The organism is Pararhizobium sp. DWP3-4 (genome assembly GCF_049898205.1).
In the GTDB taxonomy this organism is placed as follows: domain Bacteria; phylum Pseudomonadota; class Alphaproteobacteria; order Rhizobiales; family Rhizobiaceae; genus Pararhizobium.
Genome location: NZ_JAFCXF010000003.1, coordinates 200299 through 225301, shown reverse-complemented (window position 1 = coordinate 225301; position 25003 = coordinate 200299). Strand labels below are relative to the sequence as shown.

The 25003-nt window shown below is 60.7% G+C and carries 25 protein-coding genes; 9 read left to right on the top strand and 16 right to left on the bottom strand.

All coding sequences use genetic code 11. The annotated features are described in order from the left end of the window. Positions 1 to 150: 150 nt before the first annotated feature. The 5 genes from ACP7E6_RS10500 to hmgA form a co-directional block, all read right to left on the bottom strand. On the bottom strand, positions 151 to 1602 hold the full coding sequence (locus ACP7E6_RS10500) for a homospermidine synthase (RefSeq protein ID WP_426229720.1): 1452 nt from the start codon (positions 1600 to 1602) through the stop codon (positions 151 to 153). 175 nt (positions 1603 to 1777) lie between these two features. Continuing rightward, the gene (locus ACP7E6_RS10495; protein ID WP_426229719.1) at positions 1778 to 2425 is read right to left on the bottom strand and encodes an alpha/beta family hydrolase; all 648 of its coding nucleotides are present in this window, start codon (positions 2423 to 2425) and stop codon (positions 1778 to 1780) included. A 101-nt stretch (positions 2426 to 2526) separates the two neighbouring features. Then, positions 2527 to 3168, bottom strand: coding sequence for a maleylacetoacetate isomerase (gene maiA / locus ACP7E6_RS10490; protein ID WP_426229718.1), 642 nt, complete (start codon positions 3166 to 3168; stop codon positions 2527 to 2529). A 10-nt stretch (positions 3169 to 3178) separates the two neighbouring features. Next, on the bottom strand, positions 3179 to 4195 hold the full coding sequence (locus ACP7E6_RS10485) for a fumarylacetoacetate hydrolase family protein (RefSeq protein ID WP_426229717.1): 1017 nt from the start codon (positions 4193 to 4195) through the stop codon (positions 3179 to 3181). A gap of 170 nt (positions 4196 to 4365) precedes the next feature. Beyond that, positions 4366 to 5721: a homogentisate 1,2-dioxygenase gene (gene hmgA, locus ACP7E6_RS10480; protein ID WP_426229716.1), complete on the bottom strand. Its 1356-nt coding sequence runs from the start codon at positions 5719 to 5721 to the stop codon at positions 4366 to 4368. A 67-nt stretch (positions 5722 to 5788) separates the two neighbouring features. On the opposite strand from hmgA, the gene ACP7E6_RS10475 reads away from it, so the two are divergent. Further along, positions 5789 to 6250, top strand: a complete 462-nt coding sequence (locus tag ACP7E6_RS10475) for a MarR family winged helix-turn-helix transcriptional regulator (protein WP_426229715.1) — start codon at positions 5789 to 5791, stop codon at positions 6248 to 6250. A gap of 3 nt (positions 6251 to 6253) precedes the next feature. On the opposite strand, the gene ACP7E6_RS10470 is transcribed toward ACP7E6_RS10475, so the two are convergent. Next, positions 6254 to 6733, bottom strand: a complete 480-nt coding sequence (locus tag ACP7E6_RS10470) for an Lrp/AsnC family transcriptional regulator (RefSeq protein ID WP_426229714.1) — start codon at positions 6731 to 6733, stop codon at positions 6254 to 6256. A 129-nt stretch (positions 6734 to 6862) separates the two neighbouring features. Here ACP7E6_RS10470 and hppD point away from each other — a divergent pair, with 129 nt between their 5' ends. Then, complete coding sequence (gene hppD / locus ACP7E6_RS10465; RefSeq protein WP_426229713.1) at positions 6863 to 7978, top strand: 4-hydroxyphenylpyruvate dioxygenase; 1116 nt, start codon at positions 6863 to 6865, stop codon at positions 7976 to 7978. A gap of 268 nt (positions 7979 to 8246) precedes the next feature. Then, positions 8247 to 9155: a GGDEF domain-containing protein gene (locus ACP7E6_RS10460; protein WP_426229712.1), complete on the top strand. Its 909-nt coding sequence runs from the start codon at positions 8247 to 8249 to the stop codon at positions 9153 to 9155. 1 nt (position 9156) lies between these two features. Here the strand turns inward: ACP7E6_RS10460 and ACP7E6_RS10455 are convergent, their stop codons facing one another. The 4 genes from ACP7E6_RS10455 to ACP7E6_RS10440 form a co-directional block, all read right to left on the bottom strand. Continuing rightward, entirely contained in the window at positions 9157 to 9441 is a 285-nt protein-coding gene (locus ACP7E6_RS10455) for a YciI family protein (protein WP_426229711.1), read from the bottom strand. A gap of 2 nt (positions 9442 to 9443) precedes the next feature. Further along, positions 9444 to 10235 (bottom strand): aminotransferase class IV family protein, encoded by a 792-nt coding sequence (locus ACP7E6_RS10450; RefSeq protein ID WP_426229710.1) that lies wholly within the window; start codon positions 10233 to 10235, stop codon positions 9444 to 9446. After that, entirely contained in the window at positions 10232 to 11389 is a 1158-nt protein-coding gene (locus ACP7E6_RS10445; protein ID WP_426229938.1) for an aminodeoxychorismate synthase component I, read from the bottom strand. The genes ACP7E6_RS10450 and ACP7E6_RS10445 overlap by 4 nt, the downstream gene beginning before the upstream one ends. Before the next feature lie 208 nt (positions 11390 to 11597). Further along, positions 11598 to 13460, bottom strand: a complete 1863-nt coding sequence (locus ACP7E6_RS10440; protein WP_426229709.1) for a M3 family oligoendopeptidase — start codon at positions 13458 to 13460, stop codon at positions 11598 to 11600. Between the two features lie 204 nt (positions 13461 to 13664). Here ACP7E6_RS10440 and ACP7E6_RS10435 point away from each other — a divergent pair, with 204 nt between their 5' ends. The 4 genes from ACP7E6_RS10435 to msrA all read left to right on the top strand — a co-directional run bounded on the left by ACP7E6_RS10435 (position 13665) and on the right by msrA (position 18519). Beyond that, positions 13665 to 15215 (top strand): sigma-54-dependent transcriptional regulator, encoded by a 1551-nt coding sequence (locus tag ACP7E6_RS10435; protein WP_426229708.1) that lies wholly within the window; start codon positions 13665 to 13667, stop codon positions 15213 to 15215. A 184-nt stretch (positions 15216 to 15399) separates the two neighbouring features. Beyond that, positions 15400 to 17265 carry a DUF882 domain-containing protein gene (locus ACP7E6_RS10430; protein ID WP_426229707.1) on the top strand — a complete coding sequence of 622 codons (1866 nt, stop codon included), beginning with the start codon at positions 15400 to 15402 and terminating at the stop codon, positions 17263 to 17265. A gap of 286 nt (positions 17266 to 17551) precedes the next feature. Further along, the gene (gene msrB / locus ACP7E6_RS10425; protein ID WP_426229706.1) at positions 17552 to 17998 is read left to right on the top strand and encodes a peptide-methionine (R)-S-oxide reductase MsrB; all 447 of its coding nucleotides are present in this window, start codon (positions 17552 to 17554) and stop codon (positions 17996 to 17998) included. Next, positions 17998 to 18519, top strand: a complete 522-nt coding sequence (msrA, locus tag ACP7E6_RS10420; RefSeq protein WP_426229705.1) for a peptide-methionine (S)-S-oxide reductase MsrA — start codon at positions 17998 to 18000, stop codon at positions 18517 to 18519. The genes msrB and msrA overlap by 1 nt, the downstream gene beginning before the upstream one ends. 111 nt (positions 18520 to 18630) lie before the next feature. Here msrA and ACP7E6_RS10415 read toward each other — a convergent pair whose 3' ends face one another. The 3 genes from ACP7E6_RS10415 to ACP7E6_RS10405 all read right to left on the bottom strand — a co-directional run bounded on the left by ACP7E6_RS10415 (position 18631) and on the right by ACP7E6_RS10405 (position 20151). Further along, complete coding sequence (locus ACP7E6_RS10415) at positions 18631 to 18894, bottom strand: DUF2312 domain-containing protein (protein WP_113317095.1); 264 nt, start codon at positions 18892 to 18894, stop codon at positions 18631 to 18633. Positions 18895 to 19031: 137 nt separating this feature from the next. After that, positions 19032 to 19337 (bottom strand): DUF1244 domain-containing protein, encoded by a 306-nt coding sequence (locus ACP7E6_RS10410; RefSeq protein ID WP_426229704.1) that lies wholly within the window; start codon positions 19335 to 19337, stop codon positions 19032 to 19034. Between the two features lie 19 nt (positions 19338 to 19356). Next, on the bottom strand, positions 19357 to 20151 hold the full coding sequence (locus ACP7E6_RS10405) for an N-formylglutamate amidohydrolase (protein WP_426229703.1): 795 nt from the start codon (positions 20149 to 20151) through the stop codon (positions 19357 to 19359). Positions 20152 to 20367: 216 nt separating this feature from the next. On the opposite strand from ACP7E6_RS10405, the gene ACP7E6_RS10400 reads away from it, so the two are divergent. Next, complete coding sequence (locus ACP7E6_RS10400; protein WP_426229937.1) at positions 20368 to 20820, top strand: DUF1036 domain-containing protein; 453 nt, start codon at positions 20368 to 20370, stop codon at positions 20818 to 20820. Continuing rightward, entirely contained in the window at positions 20820 to 22259 is a 1440-nt protein-coding gene (gene pyk / locus ACP7E6_RS10395; protein WP_426229702.1) for a pyruvate kinase, read from the top strand. The genes ACP7E6_RS10400 and pyk overlap by 1 nt, the downstream gene beginning before the upstream one ends. Positions 22260 to 22328: 69 nt before the next feature. Here the strand turns inward: pyk and ACP7E6_RS10390 are convergent, their stop codons facing one another. The 3 genes from ACP7E6_RS10390 to ACP7E6_RS10380 all read right to left on the bottom strand — a co-directional run bounded on the left by ACP7E6_RS10390 (position 22329) and on the right by ACP7E6_RS10380 (position 24885). Further along, positions 22329 to 23051: a hypothetical protein gene (locus ACP7E6_RS10390; protein WP_426229701.1), complete on the bottom strand. Its 723-nt coding sequence runs from the start codon at positions 23049 to 23051 to the stop codon at positions 22329 to 22331. Positions 23052 to 23137: 86 nt separating this feature from the next. Continuing rightward, positions 23138 to 24160: an alpha/beta fold hydrolase gene (locus ACP7E6_RS10385; protein WP_426229700.1), complete on the bottom strand. Its 1023-nt coding sequence runs from the start codon at positions 24158 to 24160 to the stop codon at positions 23138 to 23140. Between the two features lie 110 nt (positions 24161 to 24270). Continuing rightward, positions 24271 to 24885 (bottom strand): tetratricopeptide repeat protein, encoded by a 615-nt coding sequence (locus ACP7E6_RS10380; protein ID WP_426229936.1) that lies wholly within the window; start codon positions 24883 to 24885, stop codon positions 24271 to 24273. Positions 24886 to 25003: the final 118 nt, after the last annotated feature.

The window sequence follows — 25003 nt, the reverse complement described above, 5'->3', positions numbered from 1 at the left end:
AAAGCTGTCTTTCGATTGAAAAAACCATGCCGCGATCAGGAGTTGAAAGCAAGAGTGAGGCGCCGGCACGGCAGGTATTATTCGATCCATAACGAAAAACGCCCGGAGATCGTTCCCCGGGCGTTAAATATTCCAGCGTAATCAGTCGGTTCAGCGAACGAGAATGTTCTTGAACTGCCACGGATCCTTGGTGTCGAGCTCTTCCGGGAACAGGCCCGGACGGCCGTCGAGCGGGGTCCAGTCGGTGTAGTGTCCTTCGACCGGGCCAAGATACGGCGTCTGTACTTCCAGGCAACGCTTGTAGTCGATCTCGTCGGCTTCGACGATGCCGGCGGTCGGGTTTTCAAGAGCCCAGACCATGCCGGAGAGAACAGCGGACGTCACCTGCAGGCCAGTGGCATTCTGATAGGGTGCGATGCGGCGGGTTTCTTCCAGCGACAGGCGCGAGCCATACCAGTAGGCGTTCTTGTCGTGGCCGTAGAGCAGGACGCCGAGTTCATCGATGCCGTCGACCAGTTCGTGTTCGTCGAGCACGTGGTGAACCGGCTGCGCATTGCCGCCATTGCCGAACATTTCGTGCAGCGACAGAACCGCGTCATTGGCCGGGTGATAGGCATAGTGGCAGGTTGGGCGGAACGTGACGTCGCCGTCCTTGTCCTTCACCGTGAAATAGTCGGCGATCGAGATCGATTCATTGTGGGTGACGAGGAAGCCGTACTGCGGGCCCGGCGTCGGGCACCAGGTGCGGACGCGGGTGTTGGCGCCCGGCTGTTCCAGGTAGATGGCGGCCTTGTTGCCCTTCTTGTGCTTCTTGGCGTTCTTCGGCATCCAGTTTTCGTGAGTGCCCCAGCCGAGTTCGGCCGGCTGCAGGCCTTCGGAAATGAAGCCTTCGACCGACCAGGTGTTCCAGAAGACGTTTAGCGGCTTCGGGTTCTTGGTCAGCTGCGTATCGCGTTCGGCAATATGGATGCCCTTGACGCCGGTCTTCTTCATCAGCTTGGCCCAACCTTCGCGGTCATGCTGGTCCGGCTCTTCGAACTTGATGTCGAGATCGTTGGCAAGGTTTACCAGCGCCTGCTTGACGAACCAGGAGACCATGCCCGGGTTTGCACCGCAGGTGGACACGGCGGTTGCGCCGCCCGGGTTCTTGGCCTTTTCCTTGCGCAGCGTTTCGCGCAGCGCATAGTTGGTGCGGTCGGCATTCTTCATGTTCTTGTCGAAATAGAAGCCGAGCCAAGGCTCGATAACCGTGTCGATGTAGAGAACGTCGAGCTTGCGGCAGAGTTTCATCAGGTCAACCGAGCCGGTATCGACCGACAGGTTGACGCAGAAGCCCTGGCCGCCGCCTTCGGTGAGAAGCGGCTTCAGAAGGTCCTTGTAGTTGTCCTTGGTGACATATTCCTTGATGTGGCGAACGCCATGCTTGGCAAGGATTTCCATGTCGCCTGCGTCTTCGCGCGGGTCGATGACAACCATCCGGCTCTTGTCGAATTTGAAGTGGCGCTCGATCAGGGGCAGGGTGCCGCGGCCGATGGAGCCAAAGCCGATCATCACGATCGGACCGGTGATTTCGCCGTGAATCGGGTAGGTTGTTTCTGCCATTTCGCGTGTCTCCTGCGGACGGGTTCGTCTGGATATGGAGGGCATACCGTGCCTGCCCTCTGGTTGAAAGGCCCTAGAGCACAGATTTCTGTCACAATAAAGAGCGGCGCCGCAACTGGGCTGGTTTCTAGCATGCGGCCGATGACGGGTTTGTGGATGGCAGGGGAGGCCGTTCTCAGACCGTCTGTGTTATTTCCTGCGACCAGGCCATCATCGTCCCGGCCATGCTCTTCATGTGGCCGGCAGCCGAGAAACCGGAGACCGTCTTGCGCGGTTTCAGGTCGTGATCGCCGTCTTCCAGCCAGAGGATGCGGATGTTGCCTGATAGTGCGTAGCCTGCAACCTCCTCGCGCGTTCCGAATTCGTCGCGGGTGCCCTGGCAGATCAGCGTCGGCGTTTTCAACCCGGCGAGATGTTGGGTGCGCAGGTTTTCAGGCTTGCCGGGTGGATGGAACGGATAGCCGAGACAGAGCAGGCCGGCGATCGCGTCCTGCGACAAAAGGTCATCGGCGACCATGCTGGCAACGCGGCCACCCATCGACTTGCCGCCGATGATCAGCGGTCCGCTGGCGCCGAGCCGGGCGACGGCCGCCATGTATTCGGGGATCAGCTTTTCTGCCTTTGGCGGTGGTTTGCGGGTTTCGGAGCTGCGCCGGGCGGCCATGTAGCCGAACTCGAAGCGGGCGACACGAAATCCTACGGCGACAAGTGCTGCAGTGGCTGAATTCATCGAGGCGGAATCCATCGGCGCCCCGGCGCCGTGGGCAAGCAGGATGGTGACGGCCGCGTCTGCCGGGCCATCGATGAGGAAGTCCTGATCCATGGTGAAGTCTGCGTTTGGTTGCGAAGATGGCCGTCACCGGCCAAGGCGTCACTTATGACAAAAACGTCTTCCGGCGAAAAGCAGCCCGATAGGCATTTGAGCTATTTTGGTGCGGCCTGATCTGGATGGGCTGCCACAAGGGCGGGGAGTGCGGCGCATTTGTCGGCAATGGCCACCGCGCGTGGGCAGACAGTCAAATCGACGTTCCAGCGCCGGGCATTATAAATCTGCGGCACGAGGCAGAGATCGGCCATGCTTGGCGTGTCGCCATGGCAGAAGTCGCCGGTCGCCGGATTGTCGAGCAGGCGTTCGAAGGCTTGAAGACCTTCGCCAATGAACTTGCGCATCCAGGCGGAGCGCGCCGCCTCCGGATCGCTCGCCTGCTGCATGACGTGTAAGACGACGCCCAGATTGCAGGTCGGATGGATATCCATGGCAATGGCATAGGACAGCGTCCTGACACGCTGGCGCCCGAGCGGATCGCTGGGCAGCAGGCTGGTATTCTGACGCGTCTCCGAAAGATACTCGATGATGGCAAGCGATTGGGTCAGCATATGGCCGTCGATCCACAGGGCCGGGACCAGACCCTGCGGATTGCGGGCGAGATGCTCCGGCTGCTTGTGCTGGCCGCTCAGGAGATCGACGGGCGAAGCACTATAGGGGATCGCCAGCATGTTAAGCGCGATCCGCACCCGGTAGCTGGCCGACGAGCGCCAGTAGTCGAACAGAACTGTTGTGGTCATCGGGACTACCTCAGCGGGGTTCATATTTCGTCACGGTCTGCTCGATCGCGCCGAAGATCGAATGGCCCGCCTTGTCCTTCATCTCGATGCGGACGGTATCGCCGAAATGCATGAACGGCGTCGTCGGCGTACCTTTCTCGATGGTTTCGATGGTGCGGATTTCCGCAATGCAGGAATAACCGACGCCACCTTCGGAGACCGGCTTGCCCGGGCCGCCGTCGAGCTTGTTGGAGACGGTGCCGGAGCCGATGATGGTGCCGGCTGAGAGCGGCCGGGTTTTTGCGGCATGGGCAATGAGCTGGCCGAAATCGAAGGTCATGTCGATGCCCGCATTGGCGCGGCCGAAGGGTTTTCCGTTGAGATCGACGAGCAGCGGCAGGTGCAGCTTGCCGCCATCCCAGGCATCGCCGAGCTCTTCCGGCGTTACCGTGACAGGCGAGAAGGCCGAAGACGGTTTGGACTGGAAGAAGCCGAAACCCTTGGCGAGTTCCGCCGGGATCAAGCCGCGCAACGAGACGTCGTTGACCAGCAGGATCAGACGGATCGCGGCCCGCGCGTCCTCGACTGTCGCTGCCATCGGCACGTCATCGACGATGACGGCGATCTCGGCTTCCATGTCGATGCCGTAAGCCTCGTCTGCCATGACGATCGGGTCGCGGGGACCGAGGAACGCATCCGAACCGCCCTGGTACATCAAGGGCTCCGTCCAAAACGTTGCCGGCATCTCGGCGTTGCGGGCCTTGCGCACCAGTTCGACGTGATTGACATAGGCCGAGCCGTCCGCCCATTGGAAGGCGCGCGGCAGGGGAGAGGCGGCGTCGCTTTCATGAAATCGCATGGAGGGTTGCGCGCCGGTTTCCAGCCCTTCCGCCACCTCGTCGAGGCGCGGGCCGACATAGGCCCAGTCGTCCAGCGCCGCCTGCAGCGTGCGGGCGATATGGCCGACCTCGGAACAACGGGTCAAATCACGCGAGACGACAACCAGACGGCCGTCGCGGGTGGAGTCCTTGAGAGTGGCAAGCTTCATGATTTTGGTTTCCGTTGTTTTATCTATTTGCTGCGTTGCCCCTCACCCTAACCCTCTCCCCGCAGGCGGGGAGAGGGTTAGGGTGAGGGTTTGCCGCTTGTCCTTTCTCCCCGTTTACGAGGAGAAGGGTGGCCGGCAGCCCGGCTGAGGGGCCGTTATTACTGGCTAGCTCACTTGATACCCGGCGTGCCGTCGAATTTACGGTCGAGTGCGTCCCAGCATTCGAGATAATTGTCCTGCAGCGTTTCGAGTTCGGCGGCGTAGCGGGTCAGCTGCTGCGGGTAGCGGGTCTCGAACATGAAGGCCATGGTATGATCGAGCTTCACCGGCTTGAGTTCGGTGTTGGAGGCTTTCTCGAAGCCCGGCGCATCCGGTCCGTGCGGCAGCATCATGTTGTGCAGGCTCATGCCACCGGGCACGAAGCCCTCTTCCTTGGCGTCATACTGGCCGTGGATTAGGCCCATGAATTCGCTCATGATATTGCGGTGATACCATGGCGGGCGGAATGTGTGCTCGGCGACCAGCCAGCGTGGCGGGAAGATGACGAAATCGACATTGGCGGTGCCTGCCTCTTCCGTCGGTGCGGTCAGCACAGTGAAGATCGACGGGTCCGGATGGTCGAACAGGATGGCGCCGACCGGGGAGAAAGTGCGCAGGTCGTATTTGAAAGGTGCGTAATTGCCGTGCCAGGCGATGACGTCGAGCGGCGAATGGCCGATCTCGGTAACGTAGAACTTGCCGCACCATTTCACATGCACCCGGCACGGCGTTTCCTTGTCTTCGTAGGCGGCCACGGGCGTCTTGAAGTCGCGCGGATTGGCCAGGCAATTGGCGCCGATCGGGCCGCGATCCGGCAGGGTGAACTTGGCACCGTAGTTCTCGCAGATGTAACCGCGCCACGTGGAGCCTTCGCCAAGCCGCGAGACCTTGAACATCATGCCGCGCGGGATCAGGCAGATCTCTGATGGCTCCACGTCGATGATGCCCATTTCGGTGAACACCCGGATGGTGCCGAGCTGTGGCACGACCAGCAGTTCGCCATCGGCATTGAAGAAATAGTCGTCGATCATGTCGTCGTTGAAGATATAGGCGTGGGCGGCCATGCCGACCTGGGTCATGACGTCGCCAGCGGCCGTCATGGTGCGGATGCCGGCGAGGAAGTTGAGTTTTTCGGTGGGTTCCGGGATCGGGTTCCAGCGCAATTGGCCGAGCGGCAGGGAATGATCGTCGAGGCACGGCGCCGATTTCCAGAAGGGGTAGCTGGCATTGGAAAAGCGCCGCGTGTGGCGCACGCTCGGGCGGATGCGGTAGAGCCACGAGCGCTCGTTGGTGCCGCGCGGTGCCGTGAAGGGCGAGCCGGACAGCTGCTCGGCATAAAGGCCGTAATTGCATTTCTGCGGGCTGTTCTGGCCTTGCGGCAGCGCGCCGGGGAGGGACTCGGTCTCGAAGTCGTTGCCGAAGCCGGGCATGTATTGCGGGCTGTTGGCCAGCGCATCGACGGTAGCCGTCCGGGTTTTTTCCAGCATGGCTTGATCCTCCTCCATGTATATGGTTACAAATGTAACTGTCTATTTTGTAACTATCAAGGAAGCCATGAACTCCCGGAAAATCATCGGCGATTTCGATCTTGAGCAGTTCCTGCCGTTCCGTCTCAATCGCGCGGCGGAATTCATCGCCCTGCGCTTTGCTGCGGCCTACAAGGCGGAATATGGGCTGACACGGCCGGAATGGCGGACGCTGGCGGCCTTGGGCAGCTCGGGCCGGATGACGGCAACGGAGGTCGGCATCCATTCGACCATGCACAAGACCAAGGTCAGCCGCGCCGTGTTTGCGCTGGAGGAGCGCCGCTGGCTGAAGCGGACGCAGGACGAGGACGACCGCCGGGCCGAACATCTTGAGCTGACCGCAGCCGGGGCAAAGGCGTACCGGGACCTGACGCGGCTGGCGCGAGACTATTCGGCGGAATTGTCCGAACTGGTGGGCCGCGAGGGGTTGCAGGCCCTGTCATCGGGATTGACCGCCGTCGAAACGGCCATGGCCAAACGAGGCGGCTAAAATTTACGTTTTGCCGCGTTGGCGTACCGGCAGTCCTTCAAAATCCTTCAGCGTCGCCAGCACAATCGATGTCTTGACATGCTGCACGCTGTCATGCGGCAGGAGCACATCGTTGACGAAATGGGCAAGACCGGCCAGGTCCGGCGTCACGACCTTCAGGTGATAGTCCATCTCGCCGGTCAGCGCATAACATTCGAGCACCTCCGGCAGGTCGGCGATCAGTGCTGCAAAACGCTTGGCATTGTCACGGTTGTGGGTTGCCAGCGTCACGGCAATAACGATCAGCAGATCAAGCCCCAACCGGCCGCGGTCGAGCATCGCCCGGTAGGTCTGGATGAACCCTTCCGTCTCCAGCCGCGCCCGCCGCCGCGAGCATTGCGAGGGCGATAAAGCGATCCGTTCCGAGAGTTCGTTATTGGTCAGGCGGCCATCGCATTGCAGTTCGGAGAGGATCTTCAGGTCGTATCCGTCAAGCTGTTCCATCTGTGCGTCAATCCTCCAAATTTCGCATGATCCGTGCGTAGATTTTGCCAAAACGTGCAAGAATGCAAGCACAATGCACGACGTTTCCGTCATTATGGCCTTAAATTAGGACGTTCAGAGGAGAGAACGATGGGCCCCTTCCCGCATGATACGGCACCGACCGGCATCACCAACGACAATCCCGCCGGTACCGATGGTTTCGAATTCGTCGAATTTGCCCATCCCGAGCCGGAAAAGCTGCGCGAACTCTTCGCCCGCATGGGCTATTCCTGCGTTGCCACGCATCGCACCAAGGACATCAGCGTCTGGCGCCAGGGCGATATCAATTACATTCTGAATGCCGAGCCCGGCAGCCACGCGATGCGTTTCGTCGAGGATCACGGTCCCTGCGCGCCGTCGATGGCCTGGCGCGTCTCCAACGCGAAACACGCATTCGATCACGCGGTTTCCAAGGGTGCGACACCCTATGAAGGCACGGACAAGGCGCTCAACGTTCCCGCCATTGTCGGCATCGGTGGATCGCTGCTCTATTTCATCGATACTTACGGCCAGAAAGGTTCGCCCTACGCGGCCGAATTCGAGTGGGTGGGCGCGCGCGATCCGAAGCCTCAGGGCGTCGGCTTCTATTATCTCGATCACCTCACCCATAATGTCTATCGCGGCAACATGGACACGTGGTGGGATTTCTACCGCGAATTGTTCGGCTTCAAGCAGATCCATTTCTTCAACATCGATGGCCGCATCACCGGGTTGACGAGCCGGGCGATCACCTCGGCCTGCGGCAAGATTCGCATTCCGCTGAACGAGTCCAAGGACGATACCAGCCAGATCGAGGAATATCTGCGCAAGTACAAGGGCGAGGGCATCCAGCATATCGCCGTTGGCACGGATGGCATCTACGAGGCGACCGACAAGCTGGCCGCCAATGACCTGAAGTTCATGCCGGGGCCGCCCGAAACCTACTACGATCTCTCGCATGCCCGCGTGAACGGCCATGACGAACCGATCGAACGGATGAAGCAGCACGGTATCCTGATCGACGGCGAGGGCGTGGTCGATGGCGGCATGACCCGCATCCTGCTGCAGATATTCTCGAAAACCGTGATCGGGCCGATCTTCTTCGAGTTCATCCAGCGCAAGGGCGATGAAGGGTTCGGCGAGGGGAATTTCCGCGCCCTGTTCGAATCGATCGAGGCCGACCAGATCCGCCGCGGCGTGCTGAAACCGGCTGCCGCCGCCGAGTAGGCTTGTCCTTTCCCATCAAAGCCCTGCCGATTGCGAATCGGTGGGGCTTTTCGCGTTTTTGGCTTGGGTGTCATCCCTTGTCGCGTGGCTACAAAACGTCATGTTGATATCGGTTTCGGTAGCAACCTTTGTCTCACTCCGAAGCATATGGAAAGATTTCATCAAGCATAAGAATTGCTTACCGGGGGGAAGCCTCACAATCCGCATTATTCTGGCATGGTAAACGATATGGCTGCTACCATGAATGCGGTGATACGGAATCTGTGCGATGGATGACCTACAGGCGAGACTGGCGTCACTGCGGGATGATACCGAAGCCTTTATCGCGCTGTACGATCAAAAGGATCGCCTGCGTTATGCCAACCGGGCTTTTCGCGCAGCCTTCGCGCTCAATGATACGGAGACGCCGCTCTGGCCGGATTTGATGCGGCGCAATCATGCGCTTGGCCATGGCACCGTCATCAGCGTGCCGGATTTCGAGGCATGGGTCGTCTCCGCACAGTCGCGGCGCGGCAAGGTGCCGTTCAGGGCCTTCGAGACCGATCTGGTCGATGGCCGCTGGCTCTGGATGACCGAGACCGTCAATCGCAGCGGCTGGATGCTGTGCATCGCCAATGATATCACCCATCTGCGCGCCGACGAACGCACCCTGCGGCAGGATCGCGACTTCGCGCTGAAGGCATCGCAGACCGACGAGCTGACCGGTATCTCCAACCGCCGCTACATGATGGCCCAGCTCGAGGCGATGATCCGCAGCCAGCCGGCGGGAGGGCCTGTCAACGGCTGTATTTCCATTCTCGATATCGATTTCTTCAAGGGCATCAACGATCTCTATGGCCACCAGACCGGCGACGAGATTCTGTTGGATTTCGCCCGCCGGGTCCACCCGATCGTTCGGCGGCACGATTGTTTCGGCCGCATCGGCGGCGAGGAATTCATGCTGATCTTTCCGGAGACGACGCTGGCCGAAGGCGAATGGATCGTCGCCCGGGTGCTGGAAACGGTGCGAACGGCCCGCCCGCTGCTCTCGGCGCCGCTGTTTTCCTATACCTGCTCAGCCGGTATCGCGGCCTTGCAGCCGGGCGAGACGGCAAAGGAAATCTATTCCCGCGCCGACGCCGCCCTTTACGATGCCAAGCATTCCGGCCGCGACCGGATGGCGGTCGGAGCCCGCTGACCTACTGCGCCAGTGCTTCAAGGCCGGGGGCGGTGCGGGTCACCGCGACCTCGGTGATGTCGTAATCGGCAACAGCGTGGATGGTGAACGGGTCTGCCGCGACAAGCGCCTCGATTTCAGCCCTTGTGCCGCGTGCGAAAATCACTCCACCGGTGCGCGGGTTCTTCCGTCCCGATGCGAGAAAGACGCCTCTGTCATAGCCATCCTTCACCCAATCCATATGCGGCGCGATATGGCGGTCCACCTCGGACAATTCGGCCGTGTAGGTCAGCGACAGGATGAACATGGTCAGGTCCCCGTTAAGAGTGTCGCGCGGATCAGCCCGCGCAGCGAATTGCCCATATAGAGCGTGCCGGTTTGCAGGTCGGCCAGTGACAGGTGCTGGATGCGGGCGCGGCGTGCGCAGATCAGTTCGGTGCGCAACACGCCGGCCAGCAGGCCGCAGGAAATCGGCGGTGTTTTCAGGGCGTCGGAGCCGTCATCGAGAAAGATCGAGGTGATCGTGCCCTCGCAGGGCTCGTCCTTCTCGTTGAGGAGCAGGACCTCGTCGGCGTCCGCCGCCGGATATTCGGCGCGGGCTGTCTCGTAGATGTCGCGGCGGGTGGTCTTGTGGCGCAGCAGCTTGTTAGTGGAATCAAGCCGGGCGGAAGCGATTGCGACGCGCCAGACGGTATCCGCCGGTAGCGGGGAGAACGGCGCGGTGGTGATGGCGATCCCGCCGGTGGGGCTGAGGGTCAGGCGGACGCGAAGGGCAGGGATACCGGCTGCTATCTTTATGGGGTTACCCCCCTCTGTCGGCATGGCCGACATCTCCCCCTCAAGGGGGGAGATCAAATCGGAGTCACCTCTCAGACGGGATTGGCTTTCTGTAATCTCCCCCCTTGAGGGGGAGATGCCCGACAGGGCAGAGGGGGGTAAAATTTCCCCAAGCACTTCGGCCAGCTTTTCCGCCGCCTTGTCCGCTCCTAAAAACCCCAGCCGCCCTGCCGAGCGCTTCAGCCGGGCGAGATGCAGCCGCAGGCGGACGATGCCGGTTTCCGGCTCCCATCGCATGGTTTCGATCAGCGAGAAATCGCTCATCGATCGATCCAGGCGTCGCCGACGGCGAAGCGGGCTTTGAGCAGGCATTCCTCATATTCGGCTTCGGCAGTCGAATCAAAAACGATGCCGCCGCCGACATTGAAGATGGCCTCGCCGTCCGGAAACAGCGACAGCGTGCGGATGGCGACGTTGAAGCGCATCGTCCCATCCGGGGCGATGAAGCCGATCGAGCCGCAATAGGCATCGCGTGGACCGTCTTCAAGATCGTGCAGGATTTCCATCGCCCGCATTTTTGGCGCTCCGGTCACCGAGCCGCAGGGAAACAGCGCTTCGAAAATCTGGGTGATACCGATATCGGGCAGCAGCTTTGCGCGCACATGGCTGACCATCTGGTGGACGGTCGGATAGGTCTCGATGTCGAACAATTTCGGCACATCGAGCGTACCAACCTCGGTTATGCGGGAAATGTCGTTGCGCAAGAGATCGACGATCATGCGGTTTTCGGCCTGGGATTTTGGGTCCTCGCGCATTTCGCGGATCAGGTCCTGATCTTCCGCAGGCGTTGCGCCGCGCCGTGCCGTGCCCTTCATCGGATGCGTCTCGATCCAGCCGTCCTTGTCGACCCGGAAGAACAGTTCGGGCGAGCGCGACAAAAGAATAGGGCCACCGAGCGAAACCAGCGCGCCGTATTTCACCGGCTGCCGCTCGATCAGCGACCAGAAAGCGGCCAGCGGATCGCCTTTCCAGCGGGCGTTGATCTGCATGGTCAGGTTGGCCTGGTAACAATCGCCCTGCCGCAGGTGCTGATGCAGCCGGTCGAAGCGTTGTTTGTAGGTGTCGAAATTCCAGCTGGCGCGGGGCTCGGTGATGAACGGTGCGTTTTCGATGCGGCGCTGCGGCTCTGCCAGTGCATGCCGTTCAGCGGGACCATCGAACACGCCGAACGCCATCAGCGGCGTGCGGCGGTTTTCCTCTGCAAAAGGGGCGAGTTTCTGCTCGAACAGGTGGCCCGCCTCGTAGCTCATGAATCCGGCCAGCCATTTTCCGGCCTTGTGGGCGGCTTCGATGTCCTTCAGGCCTTGCCAGAATTCCGCCTTCGTATGGGCGGTGATCACGCGCAGCGGCTCGGCAAACACAGTCGTCCTGTCTTCGCTGTCGTCCCTGAAAAGGACATAGGGGCCGGTGCCGGTCATGCTGCTCACGCTTGTGTCCGCATGGATCCTCGGGTCGAGCCGGAGGATGACGGAGAATGGAGTTGCCGCCGGAAATGGGTTTGCCGACCGCAGAGTAGAAGCGGTTTTGCAGCCAGCCGCGCCCGCAGCTCGTTATCCTCGGACCTGACCCGAGGATCCACGCCGGTATCCGCAAAGCACGCTGTCATCGTCCGTTCCTGCTCAAGACTTACGCCTGTCTATCAAGCACTTCCAACTCGTCGATCAGCCCTTCCAGCATCGACAGGCCCTGTGCCCAGAACGACGGATCGGTGGCGTCCAGCCCGAAAGGCGCGAGCAGTTCGGAGTGATGCTTGGTGCCGCCGGCCTTCAGGAGCTCGAAATACTTCTGCTGGAAGCCGGTTTCGGCCTTCTGGTAGACGGCATAGAGCGAATTCACCAGGCAATCGCCGAAGGCATAGGCGTAGACGTAGAACGGCGAATGGATGAAGTGGGGGATGTAGGCCCAATAGGTCTCGTAGCCCTCTGAAATCCGGATGGCGGGGCCAAGGCTCTCTTCCTGCACCGACAGCCAGAGCTGGCCGATATCGTCGGCGGTCAGTTCACCGTTCTTGCGGGCGGTGTGGACCTTGCGCTCGAATTCGTAGAAGGCGATCTGGCGCACGACGGTGTTGATCATGTCCTCGACCTTCTGGGCGAGCATGGCCTTGCGTTCGCGCTTGTCCTTCGTCTTGTCCAGAAGGGCGCGGAACGTCAGCATTTCGCCGAAGACGGAGGCGGTTTCGGCCAGCGTCAGCGGCGTCGAGGCCATCAGCGCGCCCTGGCCACCGGCCAGGACCTGATGCACGCCATGGCCAAGCTCGTGAGCGAGCGTCATCACGTCGCGCGGCTTGCCCATATAGTTGACCAGCACGTAAGGGTGGGCCGAAGGCACGGTCGGGTGCGCAAAAGCGCCCGGCGCCTTGCCGGGACGAACCGGCGCATCGATCCAGCCGCCATCGAAGAAGCGGCGGGCGATATCGGCCATTTCAGGCTCGAAGCCGGCATAGGCCGACAGCACGGTTTCCTTGGCTTCGCTCCAGGAGATCAGCGTCGTCGGCGATTCCGGCAGCGGCGCGTTGCGATCCCAGAATTCCATCTGTTCCATGCCGAGCCATTTTGCCTTCATCGCATAATAGCGGTGCGACAGGCGCGGATAGGCGTCCTTCACGGCAGCGGCCAGCGCATCGACCACGTCTCGTTCGACACGGTTGGCCAGATGGCGGCTGTCGGCGATGTCGGTAAAGCCGCGCCAGCGGTCGGAGATTTCCTTGTCCTTGGCGAGGGTGTTGGTGATCAGCGTAAAGGTGCGGATATTGTCCTTGAAGGTTTTCGTCAGCGCCTGCGCCGCTTTCTTGCGGATGGCCGGATCGGCCTCCTGCAGCATGCTGAGTGTCACTTCGAGCGGCAGTGTCTCGCCATCGACCTCGAAGGTCAGCGCCGCCATGGTTTCGTCGAACAACCGGTTGAAGGCGCTGGCGCCCGTCATCGACTTTTCAAGGAACAGCTGCTCGATTTTGTCGTCGAGCTGGTAGGGCTTGTCCATGCGCAGATCGACGAGCCAAGGCTTGTAGTGGGCTGCCAGCGTGTCGTTTTCCAGTGCCGCATCGATGACGGCGTCGTCGATCCGGTTCAGTTCCAGCGCGAAGAACAGGAGGTGGCTCGCCATGTTGGTGAGCTTGGCCTGGGCATCGCCATAGAGCTTGCCGTTGGCCGGATTGGACGTATCGGAGAAATAGGTCAGGCCGGCGAAGGAGCCGATCTTGCCCATCAAATCTTCGAGCACTTCGTATTCGCGCACGGCAGCGCCGATGCCCTGGTCACCGGCAAGCGTCGCCGCATTGGCCAGCTTGCCCTTCCATTTGGCCTCGAAGGCCTTGGACAGCGTGTCAGCCTTTTCCAAGTCGCCGAGATATTCGGGCGAGTTTGCCGAGGGGTAGAGATCTTCCAGCTTCCAGGACGGCAGCTCGCCCAATTCCGCCGAATGCGCGCTGCCCGCCGATGCGGCCAGGACGATGCGCGACGATGTCTGGAAGGCAGAAAGATGGTGCATTGGCGGTCACTCTTTGTGTCGAAGTAAGCCCGGATTCGGGCGGCGAAGCAGAGGTCGGATATGGGGCCATGACCTAACGTCGGCAATGGATAAAATGCAAGCATTTCTCAAAAGAGGATTTTCAGGCCTTTCTGACAGGAATGCTTCTCACGATACGGCACATGATGTGGCGATCGGGTTCTACGCGGAAAGCAGGAGGCCTTCATGACATCCCAAATTCTCGTCATCGATGACGATCCGGTCCAGCGCCGGCTGCTGACGAACATGATCGAGCGGCTCGGTCATATTGCCCATCTCGCCGACAACGGACGCAGCGGTCTGGAACTGCTGGAGCGCAAGCGCGGGCTGATCAGCGTCATTCTTCTAGACCTGATGATGCCGGAAATGAACGGTCACGGCTTTCTCGAAGCGATCGCCGAGCGCGGCATCGAAACGCCCGTCATCGTGCAGACGGGGCAGGGCGGTATCGAGACGGTGGTTCTGGCCATGCAGGCCGGTGCCTTCGATTTCGTCGTCAAGCCGGTGTCGCCCGAGCGCCTTTCCGTTGCCATCACCAACGCCCTCAAGATGGATCATCGCGACAGCAAGAGCAGCCGCGCACCAAAGCGGTCGCGCAGCGGTACTGTCGGGTTCGACGATATCGTCTCGGCCAGCCCGGCGATGATCCGCGTGCTGGATCTGGCGCGCCGTGCCGCGCAGTCCAACATTCCGATCGTGCTCGAAGGGGAATCCGGCGTCGGCAAGGAAATGGTCGCGCGTGCCATCCAGCATGCCAGCGAGCGTGCCAGCAAGCCGTTCATTACCGTCAATTGCGGCGCCATCCCGCACAATCTGGTCGAGAGCATTCTCTTCGGCCACGAAAAAGGTTCCTTCACCGGCGCCACCGAAAAACACGCCGGCAAATTTGCCGATGCTGACGGCGGCACGCTGTTCCTCGACGAGATCGGCGACCTGCCGCTTGAGGTCCAGGTAAAGCTGTTGCGCGCTGTGCAGCAGGGCGAGATCGAAACGATCGGTGCCCGCCATCCGCAGAAGGTCAATGTCCGGCTGATTTCGGCCACCAACAAGGACCTGATCAACGAGGTGCGCGAAGGCCGCTTCCGTGAAGACCTCTATTACCGGCTGAACGTGTTTCCAATCGCCATGCCGGCACTGCGCAGGCGTAAGGAAGATATTCCGGTTCTGGTTCGGACCTTCGTTGAGCGGTTCGCGCTGGAACAGCGGCTGGCGTCGCCGCTTTCGGTGTCGAGCGGGGCAATGGCGCTGCTGACGGCCTATGACTGGCCGGGCAATATCCGCCAGCTGGAAAACGCCATCTTCCGGGCCGTTGTTCTGGCCGAGGGTGCCGAATTGACGGTGAAGGATTTTCCGCAGATTGCAACCCAGATTCCCGGCTATGTCGTCGCCGAGAAGTCTGGCTTTACCTGGGAAGAAACCGGGCCGGCAAAGGGAACAGTTGCCGACGCCAATTATCTGCCGCCCGTCTACCCGCATTTCAGCGCCGCCGAAAAGGCGGATCTGCGCAATGCAGCGCCCGATCAGCATTCCGACAACGCGATTGCAAGCGTCGATGACGGTGGAAATGTGCGGAAATTGGCCGACGTGGAAGAGGAACTGATTCGGTTTGCGCTGAAATTCTACAGGGGCCAGATGAGCCAGGTGGCCCGCAAGCTCGGCATTGGCCGCTCGACTTTGTATCGCAAACTCAAGGATTACGGCATCAATCCGGACGATCCGTTCAGCGAGGCCGCCTAAAACCAGGGATAACGATCCGTAACGATCCGTCGTATTTGGCTGTTGTCGTTTAGACCTTGTTAGTGAACCATTCACTATATTATAAGGATAACCGATGACTGTGGCATATTTGCCATGCTGTCACCGCAATTGACAGTCATCTGAGCAGCCACGGGACGCGTTGTCCGTCGGACGGGGATTGAGTTTGCAAAATTTGTTCGGATTCAAGAAGCCTAGCGGCTCCGGGATCACCCGCTTTTGCGCCGCGGTTGCCGGCAAGCTGCCGCGTGTTCTCGCATCGCTTCTGATCGCCGCGTCCATGGTTACGCCCGGCTTTGCGCCGCCTGTCGAGGCAGCAGGCCAGACGCGCACGCTCAAGCTCTATTTCATTCACACCCAGGAAAAGGCGTCGATCACCTTCAAGCGCAACGGCCGTTACGATGCCAAGGGCCTGCAGGAGATCAACCGCTTCCTGCGCGACTGGCGCCGCAACGAACCGACGAAGATGGATCCCCGCCTTCTCGACCTCGTCTGGGAAGTCTACCAGAAGAGCGGTTCGCGCGATTATATTCACGTGGTTTCGGCCTACCGTTCGCCAGCCACCAACGGCATGCTGCGGTCGCGCTCGAAGGGTGTCGCCAAGAAAAGCCAGCACATGCTGGGCAAGGCGATGGATTTCTATCTGCCTGACGTCAAGTTGAAGACCCTGCGCGAAATCGGCATGAAGTTCCAGGTCGGCGGCGTCGGCTTTTATCCGACCTCCGGATCGCCTTTCGTGCATATGGATGTCGGCGGCGTACGCGCCTGGCCGCGCATGACCCGCAACGAACTTGTCCGGCTGTTCCCGGACGGCAAGACCCTGCATGTTCCGGCCGACGGCAAGCCGTTGCCGGGCTATGAGCTGGCCGTCTCGGATTACAAGCGGCGCGTCGGTGCCAGCGGCATCGAAGTGGCCGGTGGCGGTACCAAGGGGGCGGGTGACAAGGAAACGACCAAACGTAAGGGCAACTTATTCGCCATGCTCTTCGGCGGCGGCGGCGGCGATGAGGATGAAGAACCCAACGCAATTGCCAGTGCCGATCTTGAAGGCTCTGACGAGCAGCCGGCCGCCAAGGCGAAAGTCACGCAAGTCGCTGCTGCAGAACAGGCCCTTCCGGGCGTAGAGAATTCCGTCCAGCAGCCAGCCGCGCAACAGAAGGATGTTGCTGCTCCCGTTCCCGGCGTAAGGCCGGCCTTCAAGGATGCCGACGCCGGCATTCAGACGGCCCTGGTCGCGCCGACCAAGGAAACCACACAGGAAGCCTGGGCTGCCGCTCTGCCTGCACCCGCTGCAACCACCGAAGGTCAATATGCCGATCTGACCGCCTACAAGATTCCGGTGCCTCAGATGCTCGGCAAGCGTGGCGCCAATGGCGATGCCGGCAGCGACATGCTGATGGCCTCGACCGACCCGAATGCGGCCGTGTTGCCTGAAGACGTGGCAGCGCTCGGATTTGTCCCGGTTCCCGGGGCGCGGCCGGCAGGCGAGGAAGCGCTGATGGCCGTGGCAGACGCCAATGTCGCGGTCCCGTCGTTCGCCGAACGGGTACAGCCGCAGGCCGTTGCCTTGGCGCAGAAGCCGGTGGAAGCCGCAGCCGAGGCACAGACCCGCGTCGCATTGGCGGAGCCGACACAGAAGGAACAGCCGGTCGAAATGGCTGCATTCGTCCCGCAATCGGCTGCTAGCGCGCGCGATGCAGTGTTCGACGATGCGTTCGATGGCAATTCCGAAGCGCCTGCCAAGGGCAAGCGTCCGAAGAAACAGGAGGCCGATGCCGCGACCCGCTCGTCGGTGCGCACGGAGCCGAAGCTGACCCAGCAGATCATCTCTTCCTGGGCGTTGACAAACGGCCGCATGGCCACTCTGTCGAAGCCAGTGAAAGCGCCGCGCTTTGTCAGCAAGGCCCTGCGCGCTTCGCCGACGACGGTCTACTCGGCTGGCTTCTCCAATGAAGCCGTGGCGGCCGACACCGCCCGGTTCAGTGGAACCGCGGTCAACTTCCTCGAAGTGAAGAAATTCAGCACCAACTGATTGTTGAGATTGAACCTCGACAAGGCCCGCCGGTGACGGCGGGCTTTTTGTTGTCCGTAGCGGCGCGCAACGATATCACATGAAAGTGTGCGTTTACGGCGTTCGAGCGCCTCTTTTGGCGTTGAACGGCGTGGCGAAAGCGCTTTTGCCTTCCTATATCACCGTCATTCCCTTCGTCGGAGAACGTTTCCCATCCTGCTGTGAATGTGTTTGGTTTGCAGCCAGCGGCGCATGGAAATGGAAGGCCGTGAAGGAGTTCCCGTTTAAACGGACAAGGAGTGTGCGAATGCCGAAGTACAGCAAGACCCCGGAAGCGATTGCGAAACTGTCTGCGGAACAGTATCGCGTCACGCAGGAGAACGGCACGGAGCGGCCGGGCACCGGGCAATATAACGATAACAAGGCGCCGGGCATCTATGTCGATATCGTCTCCGGCGAACCCTTGTTTGCGTCATCCGACAAATATGAATCCGGTTGCGGCTGGCCAAGCTTTACCAAGCCGATCGAGCCTGCCCATGTTGCCGAGTTGCGCGATGTATCGCATGGAATGGCCCGGACCGAGGTCCGCTCGAAACACGGTGACAGCCATCTCGGGCATGTCTTTACCGACGGTCCGCGCGACCGCGGCGGATTGCGCTATTGCATCAACTCGGCCTCTCTCCGCTTTGTCCCCCGCGACAAGATGGAGCCGGAAGGCTATGGTGACTATCTCTCTCAGGTGGAGGATATCTGATGACAACCGAACGCGCAGTATTGGCCGGTGGCTGCTTCTGGGGCATGCAGGATCTGATCCGCCGTTATGACGGCGTCATCTCGACACGGGTCGGTTATACCGGCGGCGACGTCGCGAATGCGACCTATCGCAACCATGGCAACCACGCCGAAGCCATCGAAATCACCTTCGATCCCGCGCGGATCAGCTATCGTGATCTGCTGGAGTTCTTCTTCCAGATCCACGATCCATCGACGGCCAACCGCCAGGGCAATGATACGGGCGCCAGCTATCGTTCGGCGATCTACTATACCGACGACGCGCAGAAGCGGGTTGCCTTGGAAACCATTGCCGATGTCGATGCCTCCGGACTATGGCCGGGAAAAGTGGTGACGGAAGTGGACGCTGTCAGTGATTTCTGGGAAGCCGAGCCCGAGCACCAGGATTACCTGGAGCGCATTCCGAACGGCTATACCTGCCATTTCATCCGTCCGGGCTGGAAACTGCCGCGACGCGAGAAGGGCAGCGAAGCGGCTGCCTGAGGCGGTTCTCTTTGCTCTATTTTGCCATCGTTCCAGAATGATAAAGGCCGGTCGACACCGGCCTTTTTAACGTTCAAAGCCTGCCACCCGTTTCGATTGGGTGAGATTGCTTTATGCGGCGTCCGGGGCTTCGATCATGCCGAGGGCTGCGAGATAGGTGTCGAGGATGGCTTCCTGTTCCATGCGCTCGTCCTTGTCCTGCTTGCGGATCGCGATGACCTTTTTCAGGATCTTCGTGTCGAAGCCGGTGCCCTTTGCTTCGCCGTACACATCCTTGATGTCGTCGGCGATGGTCTTCTTTTCTTCTTCCAGCCGCTCGATGCGCTCGATGAACGAACGAAGCTGGTCGCGTGCGACGCCGTGGGCATCCGACATGGTGTTCTCCTTGTTGGGGATATCAATGAGGTGGGACTGGATTTGTGAGGCTGTGACCTGCCGCGAAGTGCGGTCGAGGTCAAGTGACATTGCGCAACACCGCGCTGATTTTCGGCCCGGGAGGACTGCCTCGATCGTTATTCCTTGGGCTTGCTCGCCTCAAAGGCCGCCTTCTGCTCGCCAGTGGCCTCCTTCTGGTTGAGCGCCCGCCACTCCTCGTAAGGCATGCCATAGACGATCTCGCGGGATGTTTCCTTGTCCATATCGACGCCTGCGGCATTGGCGGCATCACGGTACCAGTTGGACAGGCAATTGCGGCAAAACCCGGCCAGGTTCATCAAGTCGATGTTTTGCACGTCGCCGCGTTCGCGCAGGTGGGACACCAGGCGGCGAAAGGCGGCGGCTTCGAATTCAAGCTGTTGTTGTGGTGTCAGGTCGCTCATCGTCGGTCTCTTTCAGCTGTCAGAACGTATAGGGTCCGGTGCGCGACGGATAACGCCTGATTTCGTGCAATTCGGGGCGGGCATTCAAATTTTCAAGGATCGGGCCAAGCCGGGCATCCCATTCGGCAACGCCGCTATCATCGCCGATCAGGTCCTGGCGCACTTCGATCAGCGCGTGGGCAAGGCCGGTTTCCATGCAGTGGCGAAACATCGTGTCGCCACGCAGGGCGCCGTCATAGGGCTCATTGTCGCCGACAAGGATTTCGCCGGAGACTTCAAGCGCTTCGATCAACGGCGTCACCGCACGCGGATCGCTGTCCCAGAGAACGGCAGCATGCCAGGGGCGGGGTACACCCTTCCAGGCTGGGGTATAGGAGTGGATGGAAATCACCAGCGGCGCCTTGCCGCTTGCTGCGCTGACATCGGCGATGGTTTGCGAAACCGCGCGGTGATACGGGCGATGGAAACAGTTGAGGCGGTTTTCCCATTCCTCCGCGGTAATCGGATGGTTGCCGGGAACAATGGCACCGTCGGAAATCTTCATGATCAGCGTCGGATCGTCCTCGCCCCGGTTGGGGTCGATCAACAGCCGCGAAAAGCAGCTGAGAACGGCAGGAACGTTCAACCGCGCGGCCAACCGGCGCACGAGTGGTTCGACGCCGATGTCATAGGCGATATGGCGCGCGAAAGCGCTTTCTGGAAGGCCGAGCCGGTCGTATTCCGGGGGCAGGCGGTTTGTGGCGTGATCGGCAAGAATGACCAGTCCAGCCGACGGGTCGCCTTCAATGATTTCGAATGGTGATGTTTGGGGCATACAGTATCAACTTGTTTCATCCTTGACAAAATTTGATGGCATGCTGTGGTGTATATCGCAAGGCAGTCGCGGATTTGCGATGTTTGCGTCAACAAAAAGCCAGATGTAATCGATTAGAGTCGCGTTGACATTCAAGCCCTACCGTCGCAAGAAAGTCCCTCGACTAATCCCAACGGAGACCCATTGGAAACCGTGTCCAGATATCCTTTTTCCAGGCTGACTCTGCGGAACTGGTCCTTAAGCACCATTCTCCTCTTCGTTCTTACCGCGTTTTCGCCGGCGTTGATCGCAAGTGAAGCCCGCGCCGAGTTTCGCGTCTGCAATGGGACGCAGAATCTGGTCGGCGTCGCTATCGGCTACCGTGCCAAGGAAGGCTGGATCACCGAAGGCTGGTGGCAGGTCCCCGCGACAACCTGCGCCACCCTGATCGAGGGCGAACTGCAATCACGATACTATTATCTCTATGCTGAAGATGCGGCCCGCGGCGGACGCTGGACGGGCGACGTCAATATGTGCGTTGCCGAAAACGAGTTCAAAGTAACCGGCGTGCAGGACTGTTTCGCGCGCGGTTTTCAGCGGATCGGGTTCAAGGAATACGACACGGGGCGTCAGGGAAGCTGGATGGTTCAGTTGTCCGACACCCCAGGGACTCAAGAAAGCCATAACTGATGAAGCGGAATAGAAAAGTCAAAATCCTCGCAACGCTCGGACCGGCATCGGGCGAAGAAGAGATGATCCAGAAGCTGCACGAGGCGGGGGCTGATCTTTTCCGGATCAACATGAGCCATGCCAGCCACGATATGATGCGCACGCTGATCAAGCGCATCCGCAATGTCGAGGCGCGCTGTGGCCGGCCGATCGGCATTCTCGCCGACCTTCAGGGGCCGAAACTGCGCGTCGGCAAGTTTGCCGCCGGCAAGGTCGATCTGGTTCCCGGCCAGACCTTCACCCTCGACAACAAGGACGAGCCGGGCGACGCCACCCGTGTCTACCTTCCGCACCCGGAAATTCTGGAATCGGTCAAGGCCGGCCACCGCCTGCTGATCGATGACGGCAAGCTGCATCTGCGCGCCGACAAGTCGGACGGCAAGAGCATTGTCTGCACCGTTATCGCCGGTACCAAGATTTCCGACCGCAAGGGTGTCAGCCTTCCCGATACGCTGCTGAGTGTCGGTGCGTTGACCGAAAAAGACCGTGCCGACCTCGACGCCGTGCTCGAAACCGAGGATGTCGATTGGGTCGCCCTGTCGTTCATTCAGCGTCCGGAAGATCTGTCCGAAGTCCGCAAGATCTCGCGCGGCCGCGTCGGCCTGATGTCGAAGATCGAAAAGCCGCAGGCGATCGAGCGGATCGACGAAATCATCGAGCTGTCCGATGCGCTGATGGTTGCCCGTGGCGACCTCGGCGTGGAAATGCCGCTTGAGGCCGTTCCCGGTCTGCAGAAGCAGTTGATCCGGGCTGCCCGCCGCGCCGGCAAGCCGGTCGTCGTCGCCACGCAGATGCTGGAATCGATGATTTCGGCTCCGGTCCCGACCCGCGCCGAGGTCTCCGACGTTGCGACGGCCGTGTTCGAAGGCGCTGACGCCATCATGCTGTCGGCCGAATCGGCTTCGGGTGATTATCCGGTGGAATCGGTGGCGACCATGGCCTCGATTGCCAGCAAGATTGAAACCGACCCGCATTATCCGGGCATCATCTATGCCCAGCGCACTCCCCCGGAAGCCACCGGCGCCGATGCGATTTCGCTGGCTGCCCACCAGATTGCCGAAACGCTCAAGCTGTCGGCCATCGTCTGTTACACCTCGTCCGGCACGACCGGCCTGCGCACTGCGCGCGAGCGTCCGCAGGTTCCGATCCTGGCCTTGTCACCGGTTATCCAAACGGCCCGCCGTCTCTCCGTCGTCTGGGGCCTGCACTGCGTCGTCACGTCCGATGCGACCGATCTGGACGACATGGTCAACCGCGCCTGCCGCATCGTTGCCACCGAAGGCTTCGGCAAGCCGGGCGACCGGGTGATCATCTCGGCCGGCGTTCCGCTTGGAACGCCGGGCGCCACCAACATGCTGCGTATCGCCTATATCGGCTCCGACGGCCTCAGCGGCGTCTGAGACAAGCTTAAAGTTCATGAAAAAACCGCCGGAGCGATCCGGCGGTTTTTTGTTTTTTGGCTTCTCTGGTCAGATGGTGATGCTGACGGGGATGGCGATTGTCACACCCGGTTCTCCAGCTGGAGCGCCGCCGCCGAACGCGGCGTTCAAGCGTTCGATTGCCTGGTTCAGGCTCTCTCCCGACCTCTGCGCTTCGCTTATGGCATTCTGGTCGGCATTCTTCTGCTCGCGCATGCGGCGCTGGGCTTCTTCGAGCAAGGCCTTGATCTCCTGCGCCACGGCCTTGAATTCCTCAAGCGTCTTGCGGTCGGCGGCGGAGATGGTCTTTTGTTCCGCCGCATCCTTCATGGTGTCCTGGTAGGCCTTCTGGGCGAAGGACATGTCGTCTTCAGCGCTGTCGGTCGTCCCAGCGGTCTGCGCATCGGACTGCCCGGCCAGCGTTGCCGCAGCCTCCATCGTGCTGGTCGTGCCGGCTCCTGTGATCGATCCGGCTGAAACGGCCGATGCAAAGTCCTTGGCTGCAGCGCCGACTTGGCGGGCCAGATGGCCTGCCTGCCGGGCCAGGGTTTCCGGATCGAAATTCCAGCGGCGCAGATATTCTAGCTGCTTCTTGGCGTCATCCAGTTTTTGCCTCGACCGCGCCTTCATGTCGTCGGCATCGGTTTCTGCCGTGCTTTTCAGCATGCCGAGCGCCCGGTCCCGCAGGCTTTGCGTATCGGCCGCCACCCCAGCCGGGGCCGTCGCCGCCGTGGTTCTGACGGGATAGGTTGTGGCAATGCCGCCGATTTGCATGAATGGGACCTCCGGATTGGGGCCGCAGGTTGCAATCGCCAACTTGCATGGGGCTGGCGCGTTAGCTGTTAAGCTGCTGAAAGAAGCTAGTTTACCACCGTGATCCCGGCCTCAGCCTGTGCGGCGAATGCGTTCAGGTCACGCTTCTTGCCCGCTAGCGATTCTATCGCGGCAATGGCGAGATCCGTGACGATGTAGTCCGGCTTGTGGCCGAGATTGTGGATGCGCAGAAGCGTCGAGCCTGCGATGTCGCGATGCAGTTGCCGCGAGTGGATTTCCGGCAGGACGACGCGGTCGGCATCGCCGGTGATGATCACGGTCGGTGCCTTGATCTCCTTGTAGCGCGGCGCAACCCGCTTCACGTAATCGAGCAGATTGGCGATATCGATGGCGTTGTTGCGAAAGGCGGCGGGCCTGATCGCCAGGTAGGCGGCTGTGTCTTCAACATAGCTGTCAGGGCGCGGATTGGGTGCAAAAACATATCTGGTCGCCTTGTCGATCGAGGCAAGGCCGATGGGTGGCGCCACGAGTGTGGCAAACAACCAACCGAGCACCGGCGTCTTGGTGACGCGGTAATACCATTCGATGCCGCCGGGCCAGGGGTGGGTGGCCGGGGACAGGAACAGCAGGCCCGCCACCATATCCTTGTGGTTCAAGGCGAAGGTGGCGGCAATCGCGCCGCCGAAGGAGTGGCTGACGATGATGGCTTTCTTGATGCCGCGCTTTTTCATCAGGGCGGCGATCGCATCGGCCTGGCCGTCGGGATAGGCATTCTGCGGCCCGCCGCGATCGGAGAAGCCGAGGCCGGGGCGGTCGAGGAACAGCATGTCGGCGCGGCCTTCGAGCTTGCTGCGGAAGGCAATCATCGGGTCGCGCAGATTGGCGCTTGCCCCGTGGATGAAAACCAGGGTGGGCAGATCGGCGTCTTTCGGGCGCGGCACGTAGACGCTGTTCATCTTGTAGCCGCCGACATCGATCCGCTCACCGGTATTGGGATTGTCCCGTTCGAAGGCTGCCGCCTGATAGGCGCTGAAACCGAACCCAGTGACGAGGGCGGCAAGGAACACGGATGCAAAGACCAGCATGACTTTCCTGAAAACGAAATTCATCAATCACTCTTCCGCGCGCTTGCAGATCGTCCGGATGGGCAATCGGCCGGATGGTCGGTTATCGTCCGATACGAAGAAGAGGGCGCCACGGTTTCGCCGGGCAGGCAGAATTATGTCCGGTTGCCGGCAAGTTTTTCTTCCAGCTCGCCAAGCTGCTCCTGCGCCTTGCGGTCGGCGGGATAGATGTCGAGGAATTGTTCCCAGGCGCGCAGTGCCAGCTCATCCTGTCCGGAAGACGTGAGGATCGCGGCCATTCCGGCAAGTGCGCCGAAATGACGGGGCTCGATCGCCAGCACCTGGTTGATGTCGGACATGGACTTGCGGTAGTTGCCCATCTGGTAATGCAGCGTTGCCCGCTGGTTCCAGCCTTCGACATAGCGCGGTGAGAGGGTGATGACCTGGTCGAAAATGTCCAGTGCGGTTGCCTGCTGGTTGGTTTCGACGGCTTTGGATGCCCATTGCATCAGGAGATTGACGGTGGCGCTGCCGGACTCCTGCCACTCTACGCGGATCCGGTTGGAGATCTCGCGCGCCTTGTCCTGGTCGCGTTCGCGCTTCAATTCGGCAAAAAGCGTATCGAGCTTCTGCATGGGCGTCGTCAGCTCAGACGTCGCCGAGGCCTGGGCCGCATCAGCGGCAAAGGCGGGCAGGGGGCTGGTTGCGGATGCAACGAGTATGCTGCCGAGAATCAAAAATGAAGACATGAGTTTAGCCATGGCAGATATGGTAGTCCGCCATGGCCGAAGATCAAATCAAATTTGAGACATCAAAATGATGAACCGCTTGGGAAACAAGCTGTGTTGAAAGCAAGTCTACCCGAGCGCACTCAATCCATGCGTGGTC